Source organism: Coraliomargarita algicola, from assembly GCF_033878955.1.
GTDB classification, from domain to species: Bacteria; Verrucomicrobiota; Verrucomicrobiia; order Opitutales; family Coraliomargaritaceae; genus Thalassobacterium; species Thalassobacterium algicola.
Map to the genome: position 1 here is coordinate 1,349,526 of NZ_CP138858.1, position 21,902 is coordinate 1,371,427.

A 21,902-nucleotide genomic window follows, 5' to 3' on the forward strand; every position below is an offset into this window, starting at 1 on the left:
GGATCAAATAGAATAATGGAATCATACGATATTATCATCATGGGCGGAGGCCCCTCTGGAGCACAAGCGGGCATCGCTGCCGCACGCGCAGGAAAGCGCGTATTGGTCGTCGAAAAACACGGTTTTCTCGGCGGCTCACTAACCGCAATGGGCGTCGGCCCAATGATGAGTTTTCACAACCCAGCGGGTGAGCAAGTCGTCGTCGGTCAGGCGGAAGAACTAATTCAACGACTGATGCAAAAGAATGCGAGTCCCGGACACATTCCAGACAGCGTCACCTACTGCAGCACCGTCACGCCCTTCGACAGTGAAGCTTTGAAAGTCGAGCTGGAATCCATGCTGCTCGAAGCTGGTGGTGAACTACTCTACCACACTCACTTTGCCGGCACTGAAAAGGATGCCGATGGCAATATATGTGCCCTCACCCTCTGCAACAAGGCAGGCTTACAACGCTACGAAGCCAAAGTCTTCGTCGACGCAACCGGCGACGGCGATTTGTCCGCCGCGCTCGGAGCTAAGTTTGCTCTGGGGCGCCCGGAAGACAATGCCTTGCAGCCAATGACCATGAATCTAAAGGTCGGCAATGTGGACATGGAGGCGGTGCGCCAAAGCGTCTTTGAAGATCCCGACAATTTCGAATTTGATCTGGGTGCCGAAGAAGGCCTGCGACGGCTCAAAGTCACCCCACGCGTCAGTCTCAAGGCCTACACGAAGACTTGGAAAGCGGCTAAAGAGCGCGGCGAGGTGGACGTGCCCCGGGAGTTTGTTTTGTTTTTCGAAACCTCAACCCCGGGCGTCGTCATCGTCAACACATCACGAATACAAGGCCTGGATGGCACGAACCCTCACGATCTCAGCAAGGCCGAGGTCATCGGCCGCAAACAAAACTTGCAGATTTTTCACTTCCTGAAAACGCACTGCAAGGGCTTTGAGCATGCCATCCAAATGGACGGCGCAGCACAAATCGGCATCCGAGAGACGCGACGCATCGAAGGCCTCTATACGCTCACCGCAGAGGACGTGCTGAATGAAACCAATTTCCCCGACCCGATTGCACTGGGTGGCTACCCGATCGACATACATTCGCCCGACAAGGTGGAGACCAATTCCAACCACTTGGCCGACGACACCCAATATCAAATACCGATGCGCTGCCTGCTGCCTCAGCAAACCAATAATTTGATTGTGGCAGGGCGCTGCATCAGTGCCACCCACGAAGCCATGGCCGCATTCCGTGTCAGCCCCATCGCGATGGCCATCGGCCAAGCCGCTGGAACGATGGCAGCCGTCGCGGTCGAGCAAGCCTGCCCGACGCATGCAATCCCCTACGCGGATGTGCGGGAGCAATTACTCAAAGGCGGCGCCAAACTGCCGAGCGCATAAATCACCGCAGCGAAGATCCGAATAATTTAAAACGACTAGACCCAAAGCAACTGAATGAATTCAAACACGCATACAGACTCACGCTACACCTTTCCTGAAAATTTCATGTGGGGTGTCGCCGCCGCCGCCCCTCAAATCGAAGGCGCGGCCTATGAAGATGGTAAAGGAGAATCCGTTTGGGATGCCTATGCCAAAATACCTGGAAAAATTAAAAACGGTGATAACCTGGATCAAGCCTGCGACCACTACCACCGCTTCCCCGAAGACTTCAAACTGATGCGAGAGCTCGGTATTAAAGACTACCGCCTCTCAATCGCCTGGCCGCGCATCTTCCCCAATGGGGATGGCGATATCAACCAAGCTGGGCTCGACTTCTACCATCGCCTCTTCGACTCCATGGAAACCAATGGCATTACCCCTTGGGTGACTTGCTTCCATTGGGACCTGCCACAATCGTTGGAAACACGTTTCGGCGGTTGGCGCTCACGCAAGACAGTCGATGCCTTCGCACACTATGCCGAAACCATCGTCAAAGCATTCGGCAGTCGCGTCAAAAATTGGTTCACCATCAACGAAATCGTCGCCTTCACTCGACGAGCGTATGGCATGGAACGCAACGCCCCCGGCATTGTCTGCGATACCAAGACGATCAATCAAACCTACCACCACGCCCTGCTCTGCCATGGACATGCCGTTCAGGCAGTGCGCCAGTATGGTCAGCCAGGCAGTCGGGTCGGCTTGGTCGACAATCCCCTCGTCCCCATCCCAATCACCGACTCCAAAGCCGACATCCAAGCCGCTCGCGCCTGCTTTGCCGAAGACAGCCGACGCGTCTTAGACCCTCTCTATCGTGGCGAATATACGGCCGACTATATCAAGGAGTATGGCGCAGAAAACCTGCCCGATGTGCAGGCAGGCGACTTTGATTTGATCACGGAGCCATGTGATCTGATCGGACTCAATATCTACTGGGGCTACTATGTCCGCGCCGACGCAGAGGGGAAACCCGAGCGTGTCCCCTTCCCGCCCGACTATCCGGCCGCCTCGGTCGATTGGCTCAAGATCACGCCAGAATCTCTCTACTGGGGGCCCCGTCACATTCGCGACATTTACGGTGAGCAAACTATCTACATCGCAGAAAATGGCTGCGGCTACCACGATGAACCGCTCAACGAAAAGGGAGAATGCCTCGACTTGCAGCGGCGCGATTTGATTCGAAACTATCTGAAAGAACTGCACCGCGCGATCCAGGACGGCGTCGATGTGCAGGGCTACTTCCTATGGTCCTTCATGGACAACTTTGAATGGGGCGAAGGCTACGGTATCCGTTTTGGCATTACTCACATGGACTACACTACACTCAAACGCACTCCGAAATTGAGTGCCTATTGGTATGCCGAAGTCATCCGTAACAACGCACTCTACCATGGAGAAAACAGTCAATCAGCCACCGCTAGAACCGAACTAAGCGCCCTCGCGACGTAAATGACCTTGCATTGAAGCGTATAAAAATATTACGTAAGATTTCTTACTGAAATCCCCTTCAATGTCCCGCGTCAGTCTCAAACAAATTGCCGAAAAAGCAGGCGTCTCCCGCATGACGGTTTCTTGCGCTCTGCGCAATTCGCCACGTGTTAAAGCAGAGACCGCCGCTCGCATCCGGGCCATCGCCGACGAACTAGGCTACGCACCGGATCCGCGATTCGCGGAACATATGGCGCGCGTGCGCGACACCAAGCAAAAAGCGCTTTTACCCATCGCGTGGATCAATGCCAATGCAAAGCAGAAAGCCTTTCGCGAATACGAATGGCTACAGCCATATTTTGAAGGCGCACAAGAACGCTGTGAGGAACTGGGCTACCGGCTCGAAGAATTCTGGCTGCGTGAACGTGACATGAGCGCAGAGCGACTCTCGGATATTATCACTCACCGTGGCATACGCGGCGTGATCCTAACACCGACCATTCCCAGCATCACCCATCTGAAGCTCAAGTGGGAAGCGTTCAGCTGTGTCTCCATCGAGAACGCCATTCTATCACCGCGCGTGCACCGCGTCATCCCCGACAGCTACTACAATATTCTACTGGCCATTAAAGTGCTCAAGCGCCGCGGATACAAGCGCATCGGTCTTTGCATGCATCATCTGGAATCGCGCCGCTCCAATCATGCCTATCTGGCAGCCTTGCAATTGACTCAGGCAGACATGCCATCCTCAGCGCGAATACCGGCGCACATTTTTAAATCCTTCGAAATGCCCAGCTTCAAAAAATGGCTACGTCAGCACAAGCCCGATGCCATCATCTGCCACCACTCACGCATGCTTCACTGGCTAAATGAATTGGGCTATCGTGTCCCGGAGGATATCGGCGTCGCGCATTTAGCGACAGACAAAGACTGCCAGGACTGGGCCGGCATTTGGCAAAACAAACACCACATCGGCGCACAGGCCGTTGAACAGTTGGTATCCATGATGCAAAAACGACGCACAGGAATCCCCGAGCACCCGCATGAAATTCTGATCCAAGGCAACTGGCAGAATGGGACAACATTGATTCCAGCTAGAGGCGAGCTCTTAAAGTGAAGCGAATACGAAGTGTCGTAGCGTGCAGCTTAGCAAACGTTCATGACGTGTAAACTTAGCCTCGGTCCGCTTGCTGGAGCTGTGCGCGACGAAAAAGTCATTCTTTATACAAAGTACAGCATTGCCTCGTAACACTGTAACGATGGCTGAAGCACATCGCTCCTGGAACGACGAACTTTAGTCGTCGCTCGCTATCCAGAACACTGTAACGATGGCTGAAGCACATCGCTCCTGGAACGACGAACTTTAGTCGTCGCTCGCATCCCTACTCCGTCGCAGCGAGCAAATCTGCTACGCGGACGAAAGCGACATCGGCTGCGCCGTGCACGGTCGTCGAATAGCAGACATAATGTCCTCCCACGCAGAAGTGCGGGTGCGGGTGCATGTGATAAGGATGCAATGCTTTGCTCGCCTGTGGCATGTGGCTCACGATGTCGACAGATCGCTGGGTCTTTAAATTGACAAAGCGCACATGATGACACTCGGGTGCATCGGCTGGCATGGAATCGAGGACGAGATAATTGCCACAAGGCGACGAATGGGCATGCGAGACGGTCTCATGCGGCCACATCAACTCTGGCTGCGCCTCGGTAGGACCTGCAACACTCAGAGGCACGCGCTCCACTCCGGTCTGGTAGTGAATGTACCAAATATATTCGCCATCGGCACTCCACCACTCATGCCCGTGCAACTGACGGGGATCTTTACGCACGCAGTCGACGGGGTCCACTAGATGCGAGTTTGCAGAGGTCTTTTCATAGCCCTCGCTGGCCAATGATTCTGGATAGACAGGCGTCAATTGCCCGCCCTTTCGAATCAGCCAAAGGCGGTTGTCTTTGGGGATATACTCACCGCTGATCGGATTCACATAGTTTTCCTGCGCCAACAACATGAGGTCCGGATGCACGGGATTGAACTGCCCGTGATTATAAATGCGTTGCACCGTTTGCCAGGTTTCGACCTGCCCCTGCTCCAGTGAAAATTTGCCGATCACGGTGTCACCGCCCACCCCCGCATCGATACCGAAGTATTTCCCATCCGGTGATCGAGTGAAGTGGGTCGCATAACGCTTGATGGGTCGGTTCCCCACCTGACTCACAGCAAAGCCACCCATGCGACGTGGACTGGACTGCGGATCGACGGAAAGCGTCCAAACGCCTTGAGCATTGGCCCAATAAACATCGGCCGTCGCAGGATAGACATAGGGAGATGCCGCGGAAAAAGCAGTCTCTGGAAACCAGCGAATGGACTCTTCCTGAAAATCGGCCAAGCCCAGGCAACGACCGGTATGTGCATCGTTCGACGGCGGAAAGGCACAATAAAACCAGTAATAACGTCCATCCGCCGATAGGCTTTGATTGATGTAATAAAAAGACTGCTGCAGCGGCGCCACACGGGCAATGTCCCCCTCGGGCGGCGTCAAGATGTGACTCACCACTCCCGACTGCGGATCCGTCCACGTGCCGATAAGGCGAGACTTTGTCAAATCCCTGGGTTTGGCTTGCGTTTGGGACGCCTGAGTTGCTGCATTTGAATTCACCAATATTAACGTTTAAGTTCGTAGGCCAGACAAGTCCCTTCTCTGCGACTGGTTGACAGATTGAGTTGCCAGAGCGCACCATCGAAGTGCATCGGCACAGAATAAAGGCGTTCACCGGCCATATCCACCGCCCAGGCCTGCCAGCCTGCACCGGCGAGATTCAATGCCAAGCGAGCCTCTCCCCGCTCAACGAGTTGGGGAAATTTGCCCCACTGTTCCAAAATCAAACGCTCTTTGTTCGCGAACCGTGTGCCATCTGGCAGGGTCTCTGTCAGATGAAGCACCAATAATCGATCCGACTCACCCAAGGAGGCATTCTCATGATCCATCGCAGTGACCGTCACAGTGGCTGGACCGTTCGTTTGCACGCGGACTTGATCTCCGGATAGCTCGCCCGCGGAGGACAAACGAAAGAGTTCACTGCGCCTCGCAACGACTTGCAGGCTCTCGGCGGCTGCATTCAATACAATCTCACCGGTATCGCTGACATAGCTTCGGGTCTGCGGATCGAAGCTGTCTGCTGGAATCACAGCATCCGACTCCAGTTGCTCAAGAAAAGCGAGCTCGGCCCCAGCTTCTTCATCACCGCACTGGGATTCAACCACGATGGCATCGGGCTTGGCGTCGGAGTCCAACACAGCCTTCGGACTGCCGACCAGCGTGCCCACTTCCGAGATCAAGCCGAGGTGTGAAAAGCTGTCTGGATACAAGCGCTTCAAGTCTGCAATCGCTTCCTCACGAGTCATCGCATAAGCAATACTCCGGCGGGCCGGTTGAATGTCTCTACGTAAAAAGAGCAAGGCGCCCACACGATCGCCGAGTAAGCTGATCGGATCGCAGGCCAAAGAGAAGTAGTTTTCGACCCCACCCTCGATGGCATCGCTCTCGTTCATCGCATACTGAAAGTTATACAGGCCATCCCAGTTCTGCAGGCTGGCATAGGCAGGCAAAATGACGGCCGAGCCTTCGGCACGGTGACGATTCGGACGCACGTAGTTGAACTCTGTCACCGTAAACGGCACACCGAGAATGCGTGTCGGCATCATCAACCGTGGCAAGCGCGCGGCCTCGCTCAATGCGCTCTGTTGGGTAAAGCTGGCCGGCAGGCCCCAGCTCGTTACGGGGAAGCGGGGATGATCGAGGTACTGATGGTTGTCGACGTATTCGTAGCGCTCACGTGCCAAGGCAAGCACTTTTGAATTACGGTGATTCGACCCCGTGACCAACGCCTTCGTGCCGAGGGAGCGAATAAAATCCTCACAACGTTGATCGGAACGAATCTGCGCATCGATAACAAAACGATTAAAGGCCAACTCACGTTCACGCGCGCTGGCGTCCTCACTCAATGCGTCGGGATTTTCCAGCAGGTAGTATTCAAAGGCGTTCTTGTAGCGTTGTTTCAGCCCAGCTTGCGTCACCCGCCAAGAGGGGGCATCTTCATTCACCGCACACAAACCTATCAGGGCCGGATCTTCGGCCCAGCTCATCCCGGTGTAGGGATTGACGTGAGTGAGGAGCGCGCGGGTGTATTGCTTCCAGTTCTCATAGGCGGCATGCGAGACCGGCAGCATGCCTTTGTAGTCGTATTTACTGTAGCTTTTGGGATTCAAGCCGATGTCGAGCGCTTCTGCTTCGCTGAAACTGCGGGCCGAATACAGGTCGGTATTCAAATAAATACCACGCGCTTTTAACGCGGCAAAGAGATAGTCCAATTGGTCGAGGCGCTCGGGATCCAATTCATAGGACGGGCGTCCATCTCGACCGCAGATAAAGCGTTCGATGTGATGAAAGCGCACGGTGTTATACCCGGACATCGCCAAGCGCTCCGCGAGCACATCGGCCTCAGCTTTGGAGAGGAAGTTCGCACCAAAGGTCAAATTGACGCCCCAAAAACGAACGGGGCTATCCGGCTTCTTTTCAAATGCAAAATGGCCATCCGGCGTCACTTGTATGGCCCCGTGTTTGCCAGCGGGGGCATCGAGTAGAAAACTAAAATCGAAGATACTGCCTGACTGAATATCCAGCCGTTGCTCTATCGGCGACCAAGTGTCGTTTGCCTCAATTACATAAGGAAGAAAAGGTGAATCTTCCGGCAAGGGTGTCCATGCAAATGCCGCGCTTAAGTGCGCCTCGATCACACCAGCTTTCTGCGGAAAAAAGCGCAGGCGCAGGTTGGCCTCTTTAACGTGGGCATTCCATTTTCGCTTGTCTTGTAATACCAAAGAAAACTCGCCTTCGATCCGCAAGTTGCCGCCCTGCGTCGGCAGCACCAGCGTGTGCGGTCCGCGCGTAGCCGCAAAAATAGTCTGCTTCGAAAATTCTTTGGGCAAGTGATAGACCTCGCCATCGAGTTCGAAGGGGCGTTCACCAAAAGTCGCCAACGGGAAGTCGACTTCCAGACCAATCTCCTGAGCCGCGATCCCCTCGGGATGACGAGCCTCCCAGTCCACGGAAAAACCATCCTGACCGACGCGTTTCACTTGCTGACGAAACCGCAAGGGCGACCCAGCATCGGACAAATTCAAATTGCCCTCAGTCTCCCATCCATCGCGCCCCAAAGCACGGGGACAGCCGTCGTCCACCTCAAGACTGGCCGCCTGCCCCGTCTTTTGCCATGCGGCATCATAGAAGAGCACTTGAAAATCCAAGCCATCCACTTCGAAGGCTCCGGAATCTTTCAAATGAAGCACGGATTCACCCGAAAGCTGAAAAGGCTGAGTCGCCCCCTGAGCTGTGACGGCACTGATCACCAGCAAAAACCAAGCGACGACTCCCCTGAAGTATCGAAAACAAGACATAGACTTACCTGTCGGCGGCAAAGATGCCGCCGAAATCAAACATACAAAACTGTGCGGAAGTCGAGACTAGCGACGACGGCGCAGGCAGACAGCAAGCGGTGCAGCCAACAGACCCATCAACAGACCCGCGTGTGAGGTTTCGGGGATGGCTGTGAATTCGAAATTATCAAAAGTCACCGCACCCGTGCTCATGTAGAGGCCCACACCAGTGAGGTCCTTAGTGCCCGTGTAAGTCCCAGGAGTGATTCGAACGACACTGTTCACGGTCGTGCTGTAAGTCCAATCAGTTCCAGTCGTATCCAAAACGAGTTCAAGAGTGACGGTATCGGATACGTCAGAAGCATGGCTCTTAGCACCACCCGCACCAGGGCCTTCCCAGAATGCCATTCCATTGTCTTTACGAACAGCATAGGTCAGGTGCGCATTCGAATTGCTCGACAGGCCTAAGGTGATGTCATCGGAAAGATCCGTAGCTGATGTAAACGAAAGGCCGCCCCAACGATTCCCATCGCTACCGCCCACTGTCACTTGCACCGATGCCGTGTAAACATAGCCGTCCTGAAAATCGTAGGCAAGGTAGGCACCACCAGCGCCATAACCTGTAATCGTTCCATTTTCATTATAATCGGCGTCCGCCACCCAGGTACCACTACCAGTGGTGGTCGTCGAGCCATTGAGGGAACCGGTGCCATCAAAAGTTTCCGTAAAAACGGTTTCCGCTTGTGCAAGATTAAACGAGAGTAGGAGTGCTCCTGTTGCGAGTAGTGTCTGATATGTATTCATGTATTTTGATATGTTTGAGGTTAACGTGCGACCCGATCTATCCAGAGTCAGCCACTACACTGAAGATCTAAGCCCCGGAATCGACACTTTCATAATCTTACATAAGATTCACAACTGGTAGGGACGACTTGCCTAGGCGTCCGTTTGCCAATCAAGCCGCAAACGTAAACGAACATTAACTACGTTCGAAACGCCCCTCCAAAAAAAATCCTCAATCCTCCCCTCTTCTACGCTCCCCAGCGTCCAAGGGCACGGCGACTAATGCCCCTTCCGCGGCCACCAAATCTGAAAATCTTATGTAACTTTGCAAGGCTTTCGCCAAGCGGACGAATGGCCGCATAGGTAAAACTGATTCGCTGCCCTGAATCCAAGACACCCACCTCCGCTCCGTCGGAAACGGACACACATACGATGAGCCAAAGCAACAAGCCTCTTTCTCCCAAGAAACAAAAAACCAAGCCGGAAGACCGCGTGCCTCTGGGACAAAAGGTCGCCTACGGCTTGGGTGGTCCGTTGGAAGTGTTCTGCGTCAATGCACCCAAGAGTTTGATCACCCCGGTCTTTAACATCGGTCTGGGACTCAATCCGGGCCTGATCGGTTTGGTGCTCATGATCTGGCGAGGCTGGGACGCTTTTAGCGATCCAGTGATGGGCAATTTCAGCGATAACGCCCGCACCCGCTGGGGACGGCGGCGCCCATTCATCATTCTGGGCGCGATTCTTACTGGACTCATGATGCCACTCATGTGGTGGGCCCCAAGAGGCATGCTAGAGTGGCAAACCTTCACCTGGCTCATTGTCACAGGCATCCTCTTCTATACTTGTTTCACGATTTGGTCGATGCCCTACTACAGTCTGCATCTGGAGATGACACCGGACTACGATGAACGCACCAACGTAACCGCCTACCGAGCCATTCCTCAAAAGGTGGCTTACCTGCTCGCCGGCTGGATCTTCGCCCTGGCCTCCAGTTCGTTTTTCAGGTACCAGCGCAGACGGAAGCCCCGACATCGTCAACGGCATGCGTTACATCAGTATCGGGATCGGAATCGTCAGTATCCTGCTTGGTGTCTTGCCAGGAATTTTTGTCAAAGAGCGCTACTACACAAAGACGCAAAATCAGGAGAAACAAAATTTAATCGCTGGCCTGAAACAAACCCTGAAGACGCGCCCCTTTCTCATACTCGTCTCCATTGTGTTCACCAAATCGCTCGGCTTCGGCCTAGTTGGCTCACTGGGATTTTATGTCAACGCCTACTACGTCTGTGGGGGCGACCTCAAGCAGGCCGGCATTATCAATGGGGTCAAAGCATCGCTGCTCATACTCCCCAACTTACTTTCAGTCCCACTCTGCACCTGGTTATCGAGCCATTACGGAAAGCGCTTCGTGCTCTACTTCATCGGAATATCCGGAATCCTCGGCTATTTATCCGTCTACATTTTCTACACACCCGCCAACCCCTGGCTGCAAATCATTCCGACCTTACTCATTGCCCCGCTCAGTTCCGGAATCTGGCTGATCGCCCCCGCCATGCAAGCCGACATCGCCGACTACGATGAATTGCGCACCGGGAAACGCCGTGAGGGCAGTTTCTCTGCAGTGTTCTCATGGGTGCTTAAAGTATCGGCAACCATAACAACTGGACTCGGCGGCTTCGTACTAGTCCTGACCGGTTTCGACATTCTGCATGGTGCCGATCAACCCGAACACGTATTGGACAATCTCGTCAATTATTACGTTTGGATCCCCGTGACCTTCAGCATCATCAATCTCGGCTGTATTCATTTCTACGACTTGACCCGTGAGCGAATGGAAGAAATCCGAGCCGAGCTCGAAGCAATACGCGGCACACGATAGCGCTGGCTTGGCAGCCTTCGCACGCGGCGAACACACCGCAAACGATGGCTAAAGCGCATCGCTCCGGCCAGGAACGACGAGTATAATGCCCGAAGGGTGCTTCAGCCGTCGCCTCAGCGCCTAGCCAGCAACCTTCCAAACGCAGCGGGCACACCGCAAACGATGGCTAAAGCGCATCGCTCCGGCTAGGAACGACGAGCTTCAGCCGTCGCCGCTAAGCCCAAGCCAGTAGCCCCCACCTAATGCACCCAAGGATAGTCTTGCCATTGTCGCGCAAGGCCTGCCTTCACCGGGTTATTGCGAATGTAATCAACGGTGCGATTGAGGCTCGCCTCATCGCGCATCCAGCGGTCGAACCAATCGCGCTGCCAGAACGCGCCTCGGCGTTGCAATTCCTGATTACACCAGCGAGCGGTCCGTCCTTTCCAACTCCGCCACACACTCGACATTTCGGCGGCAGATTGATCGGTCTGAATAAGCAAGTGCACATGATTCGGCATGATTGCATAATGCTGTAAATTCCAGCCGATAGAACTCAACTCGAACATAGCCTCTTTCACAATCTGGCAGCAGCTGACATGTTTAAATGGACAAAAGCCATAGCCCGCATCCAGGTATTTCTCTAATGTCAGGAAATAACGACGTTGTAGTTCCAAATAATCAGCGGAAGCCGGCTCAATCGCCGACATCGACGCGTGTATTTCAGCGATACGCGCTCCCACCGCTTTGGGCAAGCTACCCGCCGCGCGCATCGTAATAAAATAAACGCCTGCCTCAACTTGCCAATGCGGCAAATGATTACGCCAAAATCGAATAGTCTTTGGCCTGTGCATCATTCTAAAGCAAAGAATCACATATCTGAAACAAGCTCGAATCGATGAAGATGCTAGCTGTTTGACATGGCGGACATGCTGCGACGATGGCTAAAGCGCATCGCTCCGGCCTGGAACGACGTGCTTTAGCCGTCGCCTCAGACTGAAACGACAAGTATAATGCCCTAAGGGTACTTCAGCCGTCACCTAAAAGCCTAGCCAGTAACCTTCCAAACGCAGCGCACACACCGCAAACGATGGCTAAAGCTCATCGCTCCGGGCAACAATCGGCAGCCCGACTTGTAACAACTGATACTGCTCGGGATTGCCTGCTGGATTATAGATCAGACAGACCGTCAGCTCATTCGACTGCACGCCCATTTTACGCATGAGCCTTCGGCGCAATTGTCCGTTCTCATTGAGCGATGCCAAGAGGATGGGTTGATAATACTCATCCATTTTTTGCACCTCACGTAAAACCTGCTGGCCGGGATTCACGCCAAAGGCGGGACCGCCTAAGCTGCATTGCAGGGGCTTGGCACTCAGATTGACGAGTAAAATATGCTCCCCCACATACAGGCTTTCCTGCATTTCCAGCGGCAATATCCGCATGCTACCATCTGGCATGGGAAAGAAAAAGAGCACAAGCTTCTCAGCCCCGACGGGCAAATTCACCTGAGCCAGCAAGGGCGGCTCAGTCCCCGCCTCCATTACGCCGTTCTGGAAAAATTGCATTCGCCGTGGACCGCGGTAGCTCTGCACGGGCGTGAGTGTTCTCGGATACACCACCAGCTTTTCCGCATCTCCGGAATTGCTTTGGCGATAGTAGGCTTCCAAAAAGACTTCAGGATCGACAATATCGAGGGGGTTATCCGAGCGCTCTCCCCAGCGATAGCTCAGGCTATCTTTTTCATTCGAGGCGGCCACCTCGGGGAGTGCGAAGGGGCTCTGTCCCGGCCAAAGATAGATCTGAAAATCCACAGAAACCGGCTCTTCTGCCGCGAACAGTCCGAGGGACGCGCCGAGACAAAGCAGGCTAACAAAAGCAACGCTTTGAATTATTTTTCTCATATTTCGTCCTCACTCAACCATCTGAAATCCACGATCGCAAAGCGCCGGCCTTGCTCGGTCTGCTTCGTCTCAATCTCCGCGGCCGTTTCCCCGACCTGCCCTTGATAGACAAACTCCGGCATGCGTTGCACGATGGCCTCGCAACGGGCTTTAACCGCATCGCCCGTGACAGAATTGATCGACTCCCCGTAAGCACGAATACGGAAGGTGTCCGAACGCACGGTCAAAACCGGACCGAGCCGCTGGAGTAAGTCCGCCTGCGTCAACCATCCGGGCAAGCCTTCTGATCGCCAGCCAGCTTCGGCCGCGGCCTCGATCCCGCTACTCCCCGAAGCGATGACTTCGACCGAGGGACGACGCAAGCCTGCGTTGATCGCGGTCTTGGCAATGGCCGCTGCCAGGGTGCCCCGTAAACGAAAGGCATCGCTATCTTCGGAATATCTTCCATCGCGCTCGGGCATGCGGTTGATGAATTCCGCCATGCTGCCAAAGGGACCGCGCAGCTTGACCTCTTCAACAATGCGTTCGGCGAGTTCCTCAATCTGTGCATCACTGAGTCGACGATATCCGGCATAGCTTTCGAAGTCGTCTGTCACATCCGTGCTGCTGTTGTCCACCGGTCCCTCCAAAGGATCACGCACGCGCAGAATCGGGGAATGGCTGTCGGAATCGCTTTCGCCGCCGACCGGCAATCCGTAAAACGAGGCCAACAAGGCCTTCCAAGCTTCCACCGAGACACTGTTCACATTAAAGGCTCCATTAACCATGAGATCCTCCGCCGCGGTATCGACATCATCTCGCGGCAAACTGCCGTCCTCAGCAATGCTGACTAAGCGCGGATTTTCCGGCAGCCCACCGCCCGCTGGCACCGTGGAGAAAAAATAACGGTCCCAAAGCGCTCGGTTCAATTTGTAAGAATAATCGTGGTGCACCCCCTGAAAGGAAAAGTAGCGCGCCTCGCTGGGGCTGCCTCCCCAAGTGCGCTCGGTCGCATCCAGTTCGATATTCGGATCGGCCTCGCTGCTGCCCACCGCGTAGGCGGGAATCAAATTACCAAAGCGCGCATTGCGTATGGAAGACTCCATGCGTGCTTCCTCATCCGCGCCGCTGCTCCCGTCATTATACAGCGGGAAGTGCATCATCTGACCGATCGAATGCAAGTCCGCTCGGCTGGGCGGTGCTTCAAAAAACGCAGCCGTATCCACCATGGAATTTTCGGAGTGCCCCACACTCACCTGATCTCCAAAAGAAACAAAGCCCAAGTCCATGTTCACATCCGACTCCTGACGAGCGGAGGCAAAGGACGGATTGTTCGATACGGAACGATTGTATCCACCATCCTCATACACAGTCGGAATCGGACCTTTGATCCTCGCGCGCGGATTCAAATGCGCGAGCCAGGAGCGCATCCCCGGCAGCAGGCTGGCACCGGCACCCCAGAAGCTGACGTTGTCGGTCGTGGTCTGAAGGAATTTATAACCGAAGGCATCGACGGTATTGATCGGTGCTCCAGATGGAGTCTGCTGCATCGTCATACTATTAGCGGTCGACAAATTACTATCGCCATCCGCCATGTAATAGACGGCCTGCAGTGGTTCGGCTCCATTACCCGTGCCCCGTTCGAGCAACAGACCATGCACCCGATTGATCTGGCCCTTATCGTAGCGATACTCATACGGCGCAGCCAGTGTCAGGCTGGTGTAGAAATAATAGCAAGCACTCGGACGATAGCCACGGGTCAATGTATTGCCACTGGTGCTCAAAGCACTGGCACCCGGAGGGCTAAAAACAATCGCCTGCCCCGGTTCGAGGCGACCACTGTTCAGGGTCAGAATCAATTGACTCTTCTGAATGGAAGCCGTGGTGCCGGTGCTAACATCCTCCAATTCCCAATTGTCCAGCACGACATTGAAATAGGCAAAGTTGCCATTGTCCATGTAGGTCTTCCCATAAGTTACCGTATAGCTCTGATCTTCTAATGGAACATTATACGGATTCCACAGCACCACCGCGGGCATGAGATTCATACGTGCGCGTGGATTGCCGCCACTGGAAGACGGCGTATAAGTGGGCACCCAATACAGTTGAAAGCCTGCGAGCACGGGATGCAGCCCGGCTTGTGTATCGCTGGACGCTTGCACCGGATAATTCCCGCTACCATCTGCTGTGATCGCCAGCCAGGAACGGGCTTGTTCCCACAGCGGACCACCGGGATCGGCAACCGTGGCCGTGCCCGAGAGCGGTTCGAAAATAGGACCGGTCAGACTGGGCGTTGCCCCAAATAACTCGCTCGTGAGGTCTTTTTTGAATCCGCCCTCCACCGTATCGGTCAGCAAGCCGTGAGAATAAAAAGTCAGGTCATGAAAGCGCTCTTGCAGCAGACTCGAATCAGCGTCGCCATTCGCAGCGATCTCCAAGGCCGGCCAACTGAAAGCACGGGCAGCATCTGCCTCGTGATCGACGAACCAATCCAGCCCATCCACCACTTGAATACCGAAACGCTCAGCGGAACGCAAGGTGTCGGCTCCCACAGTCGACTCGATGTTGGCCTTTGCCTTCACTCCCTCATCACCAATCCAGTAAGCGTAACTGCCTGAACTGTCACCAGCCGATGCAATGCTCACTTTGCCAGCCTTCACCGGCGAGCTGCCTCCCGTCAGGTCGATCGTCGCATCGTCCACCACAGCTGAGGAAACATCGGCTTGATCGAGCAATGTATAGCCCGAGACCAACCATTGCTCAAAAGTCTGAACCGGCTCGCCCTCCGCGTCCGGTGACACCGCGCGCACCCCGGTCCAATGCGCACGTTCATCCGGCACATCGAGCAAAGTATCCGGATCATATGGATCCGAATCCAGGATGCCTGCGGTATAACTCACCCGTTGATCGGGCCCCATTTGCTGCTGCAACTGCCCTACCGCAAGCTGTAAGCCCAACAATGCATTCTGGCGTGCCGTCGTCTGCCGCATGCTCTGGTCGGCCACACTGGATTCAACTCGTGTGAGGGCCGTCATAGAGAGCAACAGCAAGAGCACGAAGGCCATTAGCGACAGAGCGATCACCAGCGCAAAGCCCTGACGCGACCGTTCACACGGCAATCGATTCGCTCGTAGGCTAGGATGAAAACTATACGTCTGGTAGTGCATGGGGCAGAGGATCGATTAGCACACAAAAAGTAAGCCTCGATTTGAAGAATAAAATCACCGTATTCAGCACAGTCGTCGTCTCAATCATAGCAGAATCTTACATAAGAATAAGAACCTAATCGCCTCCTGATAAATTCTATTTAACAACGGCTGAAGCCGTTACTCTTACCTGATACTGCGTCACCTTTGGTAAGAGTGAGCGCTTCAGCGCTTTCTCCAGCAGCATCGCCACAACACAAAACGGCTGAAGCCGTTACTCTTACCTGATACTGCGTCAGCTTTAGGTATGAGTGAGCGCTTCAGCGCTTTCCCCAGAAACTTCGCCTTCAGCGCTTTATTCTTCCTCAAATAGATTTACACGAATACAATGATAGCCTAGCCTTTCTGGCATGTATGCATGGCGGAAAATGTCAAAAGCGGAACAGGAATCTATTTTATCCTCCCGAAAAAGACAAGGCAGCCCATGGCATCAACCACCTCACTTTTTAGAAGGAGATGCGACTCGATTTATGCTTACGGCAGCTTGTTATGAGCATACGCCCATCATTGGGCAAAGCCATGAGCGCTTGGCATTTTGTGAAGATGAATTACTCAAAATAGGTCGTGAATTGAGCCACGAAGTTCATGCATGGTGTATCCTGCCCAATCATTATCATATACTGGTTCATACTGACCAGATTGCAGCCCTGCTACACGCGCTGGGGCGCTGGCATGGTCGCAGTTCACGGGCATGGAACCTTGAAGATTCAACATCAGGGCGCAAAGTTTGGTTTCGTGTTGTCGAACGTGCCATGCGTTCGGAACGGCATTTTGGGGCGACGATTAATTATATTCACAACAATCCAGTCAAACATGGTTATGTCACTAAATGGCAAGAGTGGCCATTTAGTAGCGCCCCGCAATTTATCGATACTTTTGGACGAGAATATACAGAGAAACTATGGAATGCTTACCCAGTCGATCGCTATGGCGAGACTTGGGATAAGTAAATAATCTTGGGGAACGGCTGAAGCCGGATCACTTACCTAATACTGCGTCATCTTTAGGTATGAGTGAGCGCTTCAGCGCTTTCTCCAGCAGCATCGCCACCACGCAAAACGGCTGAAGCCGTCACTCTTACCTTATACTGCGTCACCTTTGGGTAAGAGTGAGCGCTTCAGCGCTTTCTCCAGCAGCATCGCCACCACGCAAAACGGCTAAAGCCGTCACTCTTACCTGATACTGCGTCACCTTTAGGTAAGAGTGAGCGCTTCAGCGCTTTCTCCAGCAGCATTGCCACCACGCAAAACGGCTAAAGCCGTCACTCTTACCTGGGCGTCACCTTTGGGTACGAGTGAGCGCTTCAGCGCTTTTTATTTTTACCATGAAGCGCATCACTCAGATCCCCTTATTTCATCTTGCAACCCCCTGGAGAAATACACTAACGAACGATTTCATACGCAAGCTGCACCCCCGCATCACTCACTGTAGACAGCGTCAAATGCAGTCCATCCGCATCTTGACGTGAAGGATACTCACGCACGCGCTTCCCGGTGGCGTCCACTGCCCAAATCTGCCAATCCGCATCCTCGGGCAAGCGCAAAGTAATTTCGGCCGAACCCCGCTTCACTAAATGTGGTCCGCTGCCCCAACCGAGCAAGAGCTTGCGATCCTGATGCCCGAATCGCATCCCTTCAGGCAATGCATCGGTCAAATGAGTGAGCAACATTCGAGAACTCTCGACGAGCGGCGCGCCATCAATCGAGACTAGACTCAGTGTCGAAAATCCGGTGCTGCCGTGCACCTGAACGATCTCCCCCGCGGCCTGCTGCGAGTCGTTCAAAACAAAGAGTTCACTACGCGGCGTGACCACCGACACCGTGCCGGCCTGCGTATCCATGACAATCTCGCCGGTGTCACTGCGAAAGCGTCGGCCCTGGTCCGAGATGGCCCCTGCGGGGAGCACGCCGTCGCGTTCTAAAGTTTCCACCACCGAAGCATCGGCCGGATAAATACCCTTCTTACCATCGCCTCTGGCTTCCGCATCTACTAGGATCGCTGCGAGGTGTGGATACTGCTCCCTGACTGACTGGGCCTCGCCATAAAGAGAGCCGATGCCAGTCACCAGCCCGAGCGTTTCAAAATCTTCGGGGAATGGCTGCATCAATTCATTATGGATCGCGTCTGGTGCCACCGCAAACGCGATCTGCTTTTGCGCGGTCGCGATATCCTCACGCTGAAACAAGAGCGCACTCACACGGTCGGCGATCAGGCCGATCGGATCGGCCGCGAGCGCGAAGTAGTTTTCCACACTGCCCTCCAGTGCGGTCTTTCGGTCCTTCGCATATTGAAAATTATAAAGCGCATCCCAGCCCTGCAAGCTGGCGTAGGCCGGCATCAGCACGCCCCCTTCAGCGCGATACTGATTCGGCCGGATGAAGTTAAACTCTGTCACCGTGAAGGGCTTATCAATGACACGTGCGGGCATCATTTCGCGTGGCACGGGTGCGGCCTGTGCTGTGGCCTGCTTCTGATCGAAGAGGTATGGAAAGGACCAAGCCTTTTTAGGAAAGCTGGGATGATCCCAGTAGCGGTGCATATCCACATAGTCGTAACTTTCGCGAACAGGTGTGAGCGCTTGCAAGACCTGATGATTCGAGCCGGTGATCAGTGCCTTTACGCCCATTTCGCGCAGGAAACTAATGATGCGCGCATTGGATTGTTCATAAGCAGTCAGCACAAAGGCGTTAAAGGCTTTCTCACGCGCCGCCGCGCTTTCATAGAAGGGCTTTCGGGACGGTTGCCCCGCTTGTGCGCGCCAGGCCTGAAATGCTTCCTCATAACGCGCGATCAGCTTTTCACCCACTCCGTTACTCCGAACGATCAACAAGCGAGGCAAGGAATCTTCATTCACCGGACAGATGCCAATGAGTGCGGGGTCCTCCGCCAGCGTCATGCCGGTGTAGGGATTTTCCGTAGTCAGTAGCGCTTGAGCATAACGCGCCCAAGCGTCGAAGATCGGTTCACAAATGGGGAGCAGCCCCTTGATCATCGTTTTGTCCAAAGACTCCATTCCAAAGGAAGCCAATTCCTCCGCGTCAAAGCTACGCACACTGTAGAGGTCGATATTCATATAGATCCCATTGCGCTTCAGGGCGGCAAAGAGATAGAACAACTGATCCAAGCGCTTAGGATTCATTTCGTAAGACTTGCCACCGGGCACCTGCATTTCCCGATCGAAATGATGCAGTCGCACAGTGTTGTAGCCCGACATAGCCAGTCGCTTCGCCAGCCGATCGGCTTCTGCATGCGACATGAAGTTCGCCCCGAAGGTTAGGTTCGGGCCCCAAAAGCGTTCACGCTTCTCTGGAGTTTGCTCAAAGGCCAAGCCCCCTTCAGGCGTGGCAATCAGTGCTCCGTGCTTGCCCGCGGGCGCATCGAGCAGAAAGGAATAATCAAACACGCCGCCGGGTTCAATCTCCAGCGAGTGCTTATAAGGTGCCCAATCCTTACCGGGACGAACCGTTAGGGGGACTTCGCGGTCGATCAAGGGGATATCTTGCGCCGAAGCTGTCAGGCCGACGATCATCCACAAGGTATTCGCTTCATTTTCCAAGGTAACCGATTCCACCGCCTTCGCTTCCAAGGGAAAACGCGAAACGTATAGGCCGACGGCAGCTTCGGCAGTTTCACCGTTCCAACCGATCACTGCATTGGGCTGCGTCGTGGGCTTCCACCAGTTGCCGATGTCCTGTCCACTCACCACTGCAAAACGGCTTTCACTGCCATCGGTATAATTGACGACCAGATCCCCGACCGACTTCCCCCGTGCTGGCAACCAGGCACTGCCATGCAGCAGATAGAGATTCCGGAACTCCGGCGAGCCATCGACTTCCACCCGCGCACGATCGCGCCGGCTCACATCCTCACGACTGCCCAAGACCAAAGCCGCCCGATTCTCGTTGGCGGCGGGATCGATCACCTCAAATTGCAAAGGACCGCTCTGCAGCACCCCCGCTTGCAGCTCCGACAGATCCAAATCCGGCCCTTGATCCGTCCAGCCGCCCTGACCGTCGCCGGCGACCGCATCGCTGAAGTCCCGATTGACCACCTCGCGCAACGACAGTGGCTGGCTGGCATAGGGGCGATAATCCAGCTGCAGTCCAAGTTGCTCATCAAGCAAGATCGGTGCATTCGGGCTCATCTTCAATCGCACTTGGAAGTAGGCATCGTTCCCCCACTCTCGTAGGTCCTGCACCAGAAGCGAAAAATGACCGCTTATGACAAGTTCCCCTGCGGCCGCCGGAATGCACAAGCGATGTTTTGCCGCATCCACTTCAAACAAGCGTGCCTGTGAAAATGTCTTCGGCAAGTCCACCCGCTCGCCATCGACCTGTAAACTGTTCCCTGCCAGAGTTTGCAGCGGGAGTAAAAGCCTGAGAGCACTTTCATTCACGGGCACCGATTCTCCCGTCAAGCGGTAGTTCAAAATGAAGGAGTGCCCCGAGATCGGACGTAAGCTTTGCTCCAGTTTAACAGCGCCCGCCTCCGTCGTTGGCAACTGAGCCTGCCACATCCAAGTCGTGTCCGCCTTGCGCGGAAAGCCAGACGCCACTTCAACCAAACGACTCCCCTGCCCCTGGAATTTCCATCCCGTGTCAATGTAGCCGGCCGACATACGTAGGCCGTCTATGTGCAGTTCCCCATCGTCCGTAATTTGAAGCTCCGGAATGACTTTCAATTCAGGCACATTCACTTCCGCCAGAACGGGACTCCACACCAGCGAACAGAGCGCGGCTAACATAACAGTCAAAAGCGAGCAAATGCGTTTCATTGATCGAGATATTAACTGAAATAGGTTTGGGACAAAAGAAGGTAATACCATAACCGCAAACTTATGATTGAAACGAGTCCCAGTGAAAGCAGACGAGAATCTTACATAACATCCAAAGCTTTTAATTCTTTCGCAACCAATGCCGCCATTGCAGTCGCGCCGGATTCCGTGAAATGTGTGCGGTCCATCGAACCGGGGCGATCGGCGTGATCGACAAAATTCGGCGTAAAAGTTTCCGAGCCCGCCTCACCCAGGTCGGTGTAGAGTTGTCCGCTGAGTTCGTGTAAATCGATCAGCTTGACAGCTTCGGCCTCGGCCACGGCATACATCCCATCCCGATACGGGGACAACTCGGAGGTCAAGGCACCGTCCTTGAACAAACGCCGGCGCACGGGCGTGACCAAAATCGGTTCGATCCCCGCAGCCCGGGCCTCCCGAATGAAGCGGATCAAATTGTCTCGATAATCCGTCGCCGCATCGGTCGATTCCGGCCGCCCTTTGGCATGCGAGTCATTGTGCCCAAACTGAATCAGAAGATAATCCGCATTCGACTTCAACACACGCGCCCAGAGCCATTCCGGATACGTTTTGGTGCTCAGACCACCCCGCGCCGCGTTGAAGATTTCAACATTCGCTGGCAGAAATTTCGGAAGCATTTGCCCCCAGCCCCGCAGCGTAGCCTCCGCCGGATACTCACACACGGTGGAATCGCCAATCAGCGCAATTTTAATCGGAGCATTCGTCGACAGACTCTTAGCGCAGCCGACATGAAGCGCCCCACAAAGCAAACTGCCCATCAGCAATAAAAACCAAGAACCTGTCATTCGATGGAGTAAGGAAGTCATCATAATCAGTCCAATACTCTAGACATCCACAGCAGACAACAAAGCAGAGAAAAGTCTTACATAAAAATCTGATACAAAAGACAAATCTGCGCCGCGTTTTTTGATAAGCGGCATTCAACCGGTTCCTACTACAAAGCGTCTTCCCAAAGCCTTCGTCCATGCTCGGGCATGTTTTAACTGCAGAGTTCGTTGAGGACGCGGAGTGATCGCTTTCCGCGGTTTAGAGTTTACCCGTTTCGGAGGAGCTTTAGCGAAAGCGGAGCCAACCGGTC

At 54.3% G+C, this 21,902-nt stretch carries 13 protein-coding genes and 1 pseudogene; 6 read left to right on the plus strand and 8 right to left on the minus strand.

The window, feature by feature from the left end:
* The first annotated feature begins 15 nt into the window (after window positions 1-15).
* From SH580_RS05190 to SH580_RS05200, 3 genes are all read left to right on the plus strand, one after another.
* Window positions 16-1,383 (plus strand): FAD-dependent oxidoreductase, encoded by a 1,368-nt coding sequence (locus SH580_RS05190; RefSeq protein WP_319833951.1) that lies wholly within the window; start codon window positions 16-18, stop codon window positions 1,381-1,383.
* A gap of 54 nt (window positions 1,384-1,437) precedes the next feature.
* Window positions 1,438-2,868: a GH1 family beta-glucosidase gene (locus tag SH580_RS05195; protein WP_319833952.1), complete on the plus strand. Its 1,431-nt coding sequence runs from the start codon at window positions 1,438-1,440 to the stop codon at window positions 2,866-2,868.
* A gap of 61 nt (window positions 2,869-2,929) precedes the next feature.
* Complete coding sequence (locus SH580_RS05200) at window positions 2,930-3,964, plus strand: LacI family DNA-binding transcriptional regulator (RefSeq protein ID WP_319833953.1); 1,035 nt, start codon at window positions 2,930-2,932, stop codon at window positions 3,962-3,964.
* A 265-nt stretch (window positions 3,965-4,229) separates the two neighbouring features.
* Here the strand turns inward: SH580_RS05200 and SH580_RS05205 are convergent, their stop codons facing one another.
* From SH580_RS05205 to SH580_RS05215, 3 genes are all read right to left on the minus strand, one after another.
* Window positions 4,230-5,450, minus strand: a complete 1,221-nt coding sequence (locus tag SH580_RS05205; protein WP_319833954.1) for a hypothetical protein — start codon at window positions 5,448-5,450, stop codon at window positions 4,230-4,232.
* A 59-nt stretch (window positions 5,451-5,509) separates the two neighbouring features.
* Complete coding sequence (locus SH580_RS05210) at window positions 5,510-8,302, minus strand: hypothetical protein (RefSeq protein ID WP_319833955.1); 2,793 nt, start codon at window positions 8,300-8,302, stop codon at window positions 5,510-5,512.
* Window positions 8,303-8,368: 66 nt separating this feature from the next.
* Entirely contained in the window at window positions 8,369-9,085 is a 717-nt protein-coding gene (locus SH580_RS05215) for a hypothetical protein (protein ID WP_319833956.1), read from the minus strand.
* 609 nt (window positions 9,086-9,694) lie between these two features.
* Between SH580_RS05215 and SH580_RS22140 the strand changes: the two are divergent.
* Window positions 9,695-9,988 (plus strand): annotated as a pseudogene (locus SH580_RS22140) (MFS transporter); the annotation flags it as partial.
* Window positions 9,989-10,106: 118 nt separating this feature from the next.
* Window positions 10,107-10,943 (plus strand): MFS transporter, encoded by an 837-nt coding sequence (locus tag SH580_RS05220; protein WP_319833957.1) that lies wholly within the window; start codon window positions 10,107-10,109, stop codon window positions 10,941-10,943.
* 239 nt (window positions 10,944-11,182) lie between these two features.
* On the opposite strand, the gene SH580_RS05225 is transcribed toward SH580_RS05220, so the two are convergent.
* From SH580_RS05225 to SH580_RS05235, 3 genes are all read right to left on the minus strand, one after another.
* Window positions 11,183-11,779 (minus strand): REP-associated tyrosine transposase, encoded by a 597-nt coding sequence (locus SH580_RS05225; RefSeq protein WP_319833958.1) that lies wholly within the window; start codon window positions 11,777-11,779, stop codon window positions 11,183-11,185.
* Between the two features lie 237 nt (window positions 11,780-12,016).
* Complete coding sequence (locus SH580_RS05230; protein ID WP_319833959.1) at window positions 12,017-12,826, minus strand: hypothetical protein; 810 nt, start codon at window positions 12,824-12,826, stop codon at window positions 12,017-12,019.
* Window positions 12,823-15,972, minus strand: a complete 3,150-nt coding sequence (locus SH580_RS05235; RefSeq protein ID WP_319833960.1) for a hypothetical protein — start codon at window positions 15,970-15,972, stop codon at window positions 12,823-12,825. The genes SH580_RS05230 and SH580_RS05235 overlap by 4 nt, the downstream gene beginning before the upstream one ends.
* Window positions 15,973-16,481: 509 nt before the next feature.
* On the opposite strand from SH580_RS05235, the gene SH580_RS05240 reads away from it, so the two are divergent.
* Window positions 16,482-16,961 (plus strand): REP-associated tyrosine transposase, encoded by a 480-nt coding sequence (locus tag SH580_RS05240; protein ID WP_319833961.1) that lies wholly within the window; start codon window positions 16,482-16,484, stop codon window positions 16,959-16,961.
* Between the two features lie 431 nt (window positions 16,962-17,392).
* Here the strand turns inward: SH580_RS05240 and SH580_RS05245 are convergent, their stop codons facing one another.
* Both SH580_RS05245 and SH580_RS05250 read right to left on the minus strand, forming a co-directional pair.
* Complete coding sequence (locus tag SH580_RS05245; protein WP_319833962.1) at window positions 17,393-20,785, minus strand: hypothetical protein; 3,393 nt, start codon at window positions 20,783-20,785, stop codon at window positions 17,393-17,395.
* 101 nt (window positions 20,786-20,886) lie between these two features.
* Entirely contained in the window at window positions 20,887-21,633 is a 747-nt protein-coding gene (locus SH580_RS05250; protein WP_319833963.1) for a rhamnogalacturonan acetylesterase, read from the minus strand.
* Window positions 21,634-21,902 lie beyond the last annotated feature (269 nt).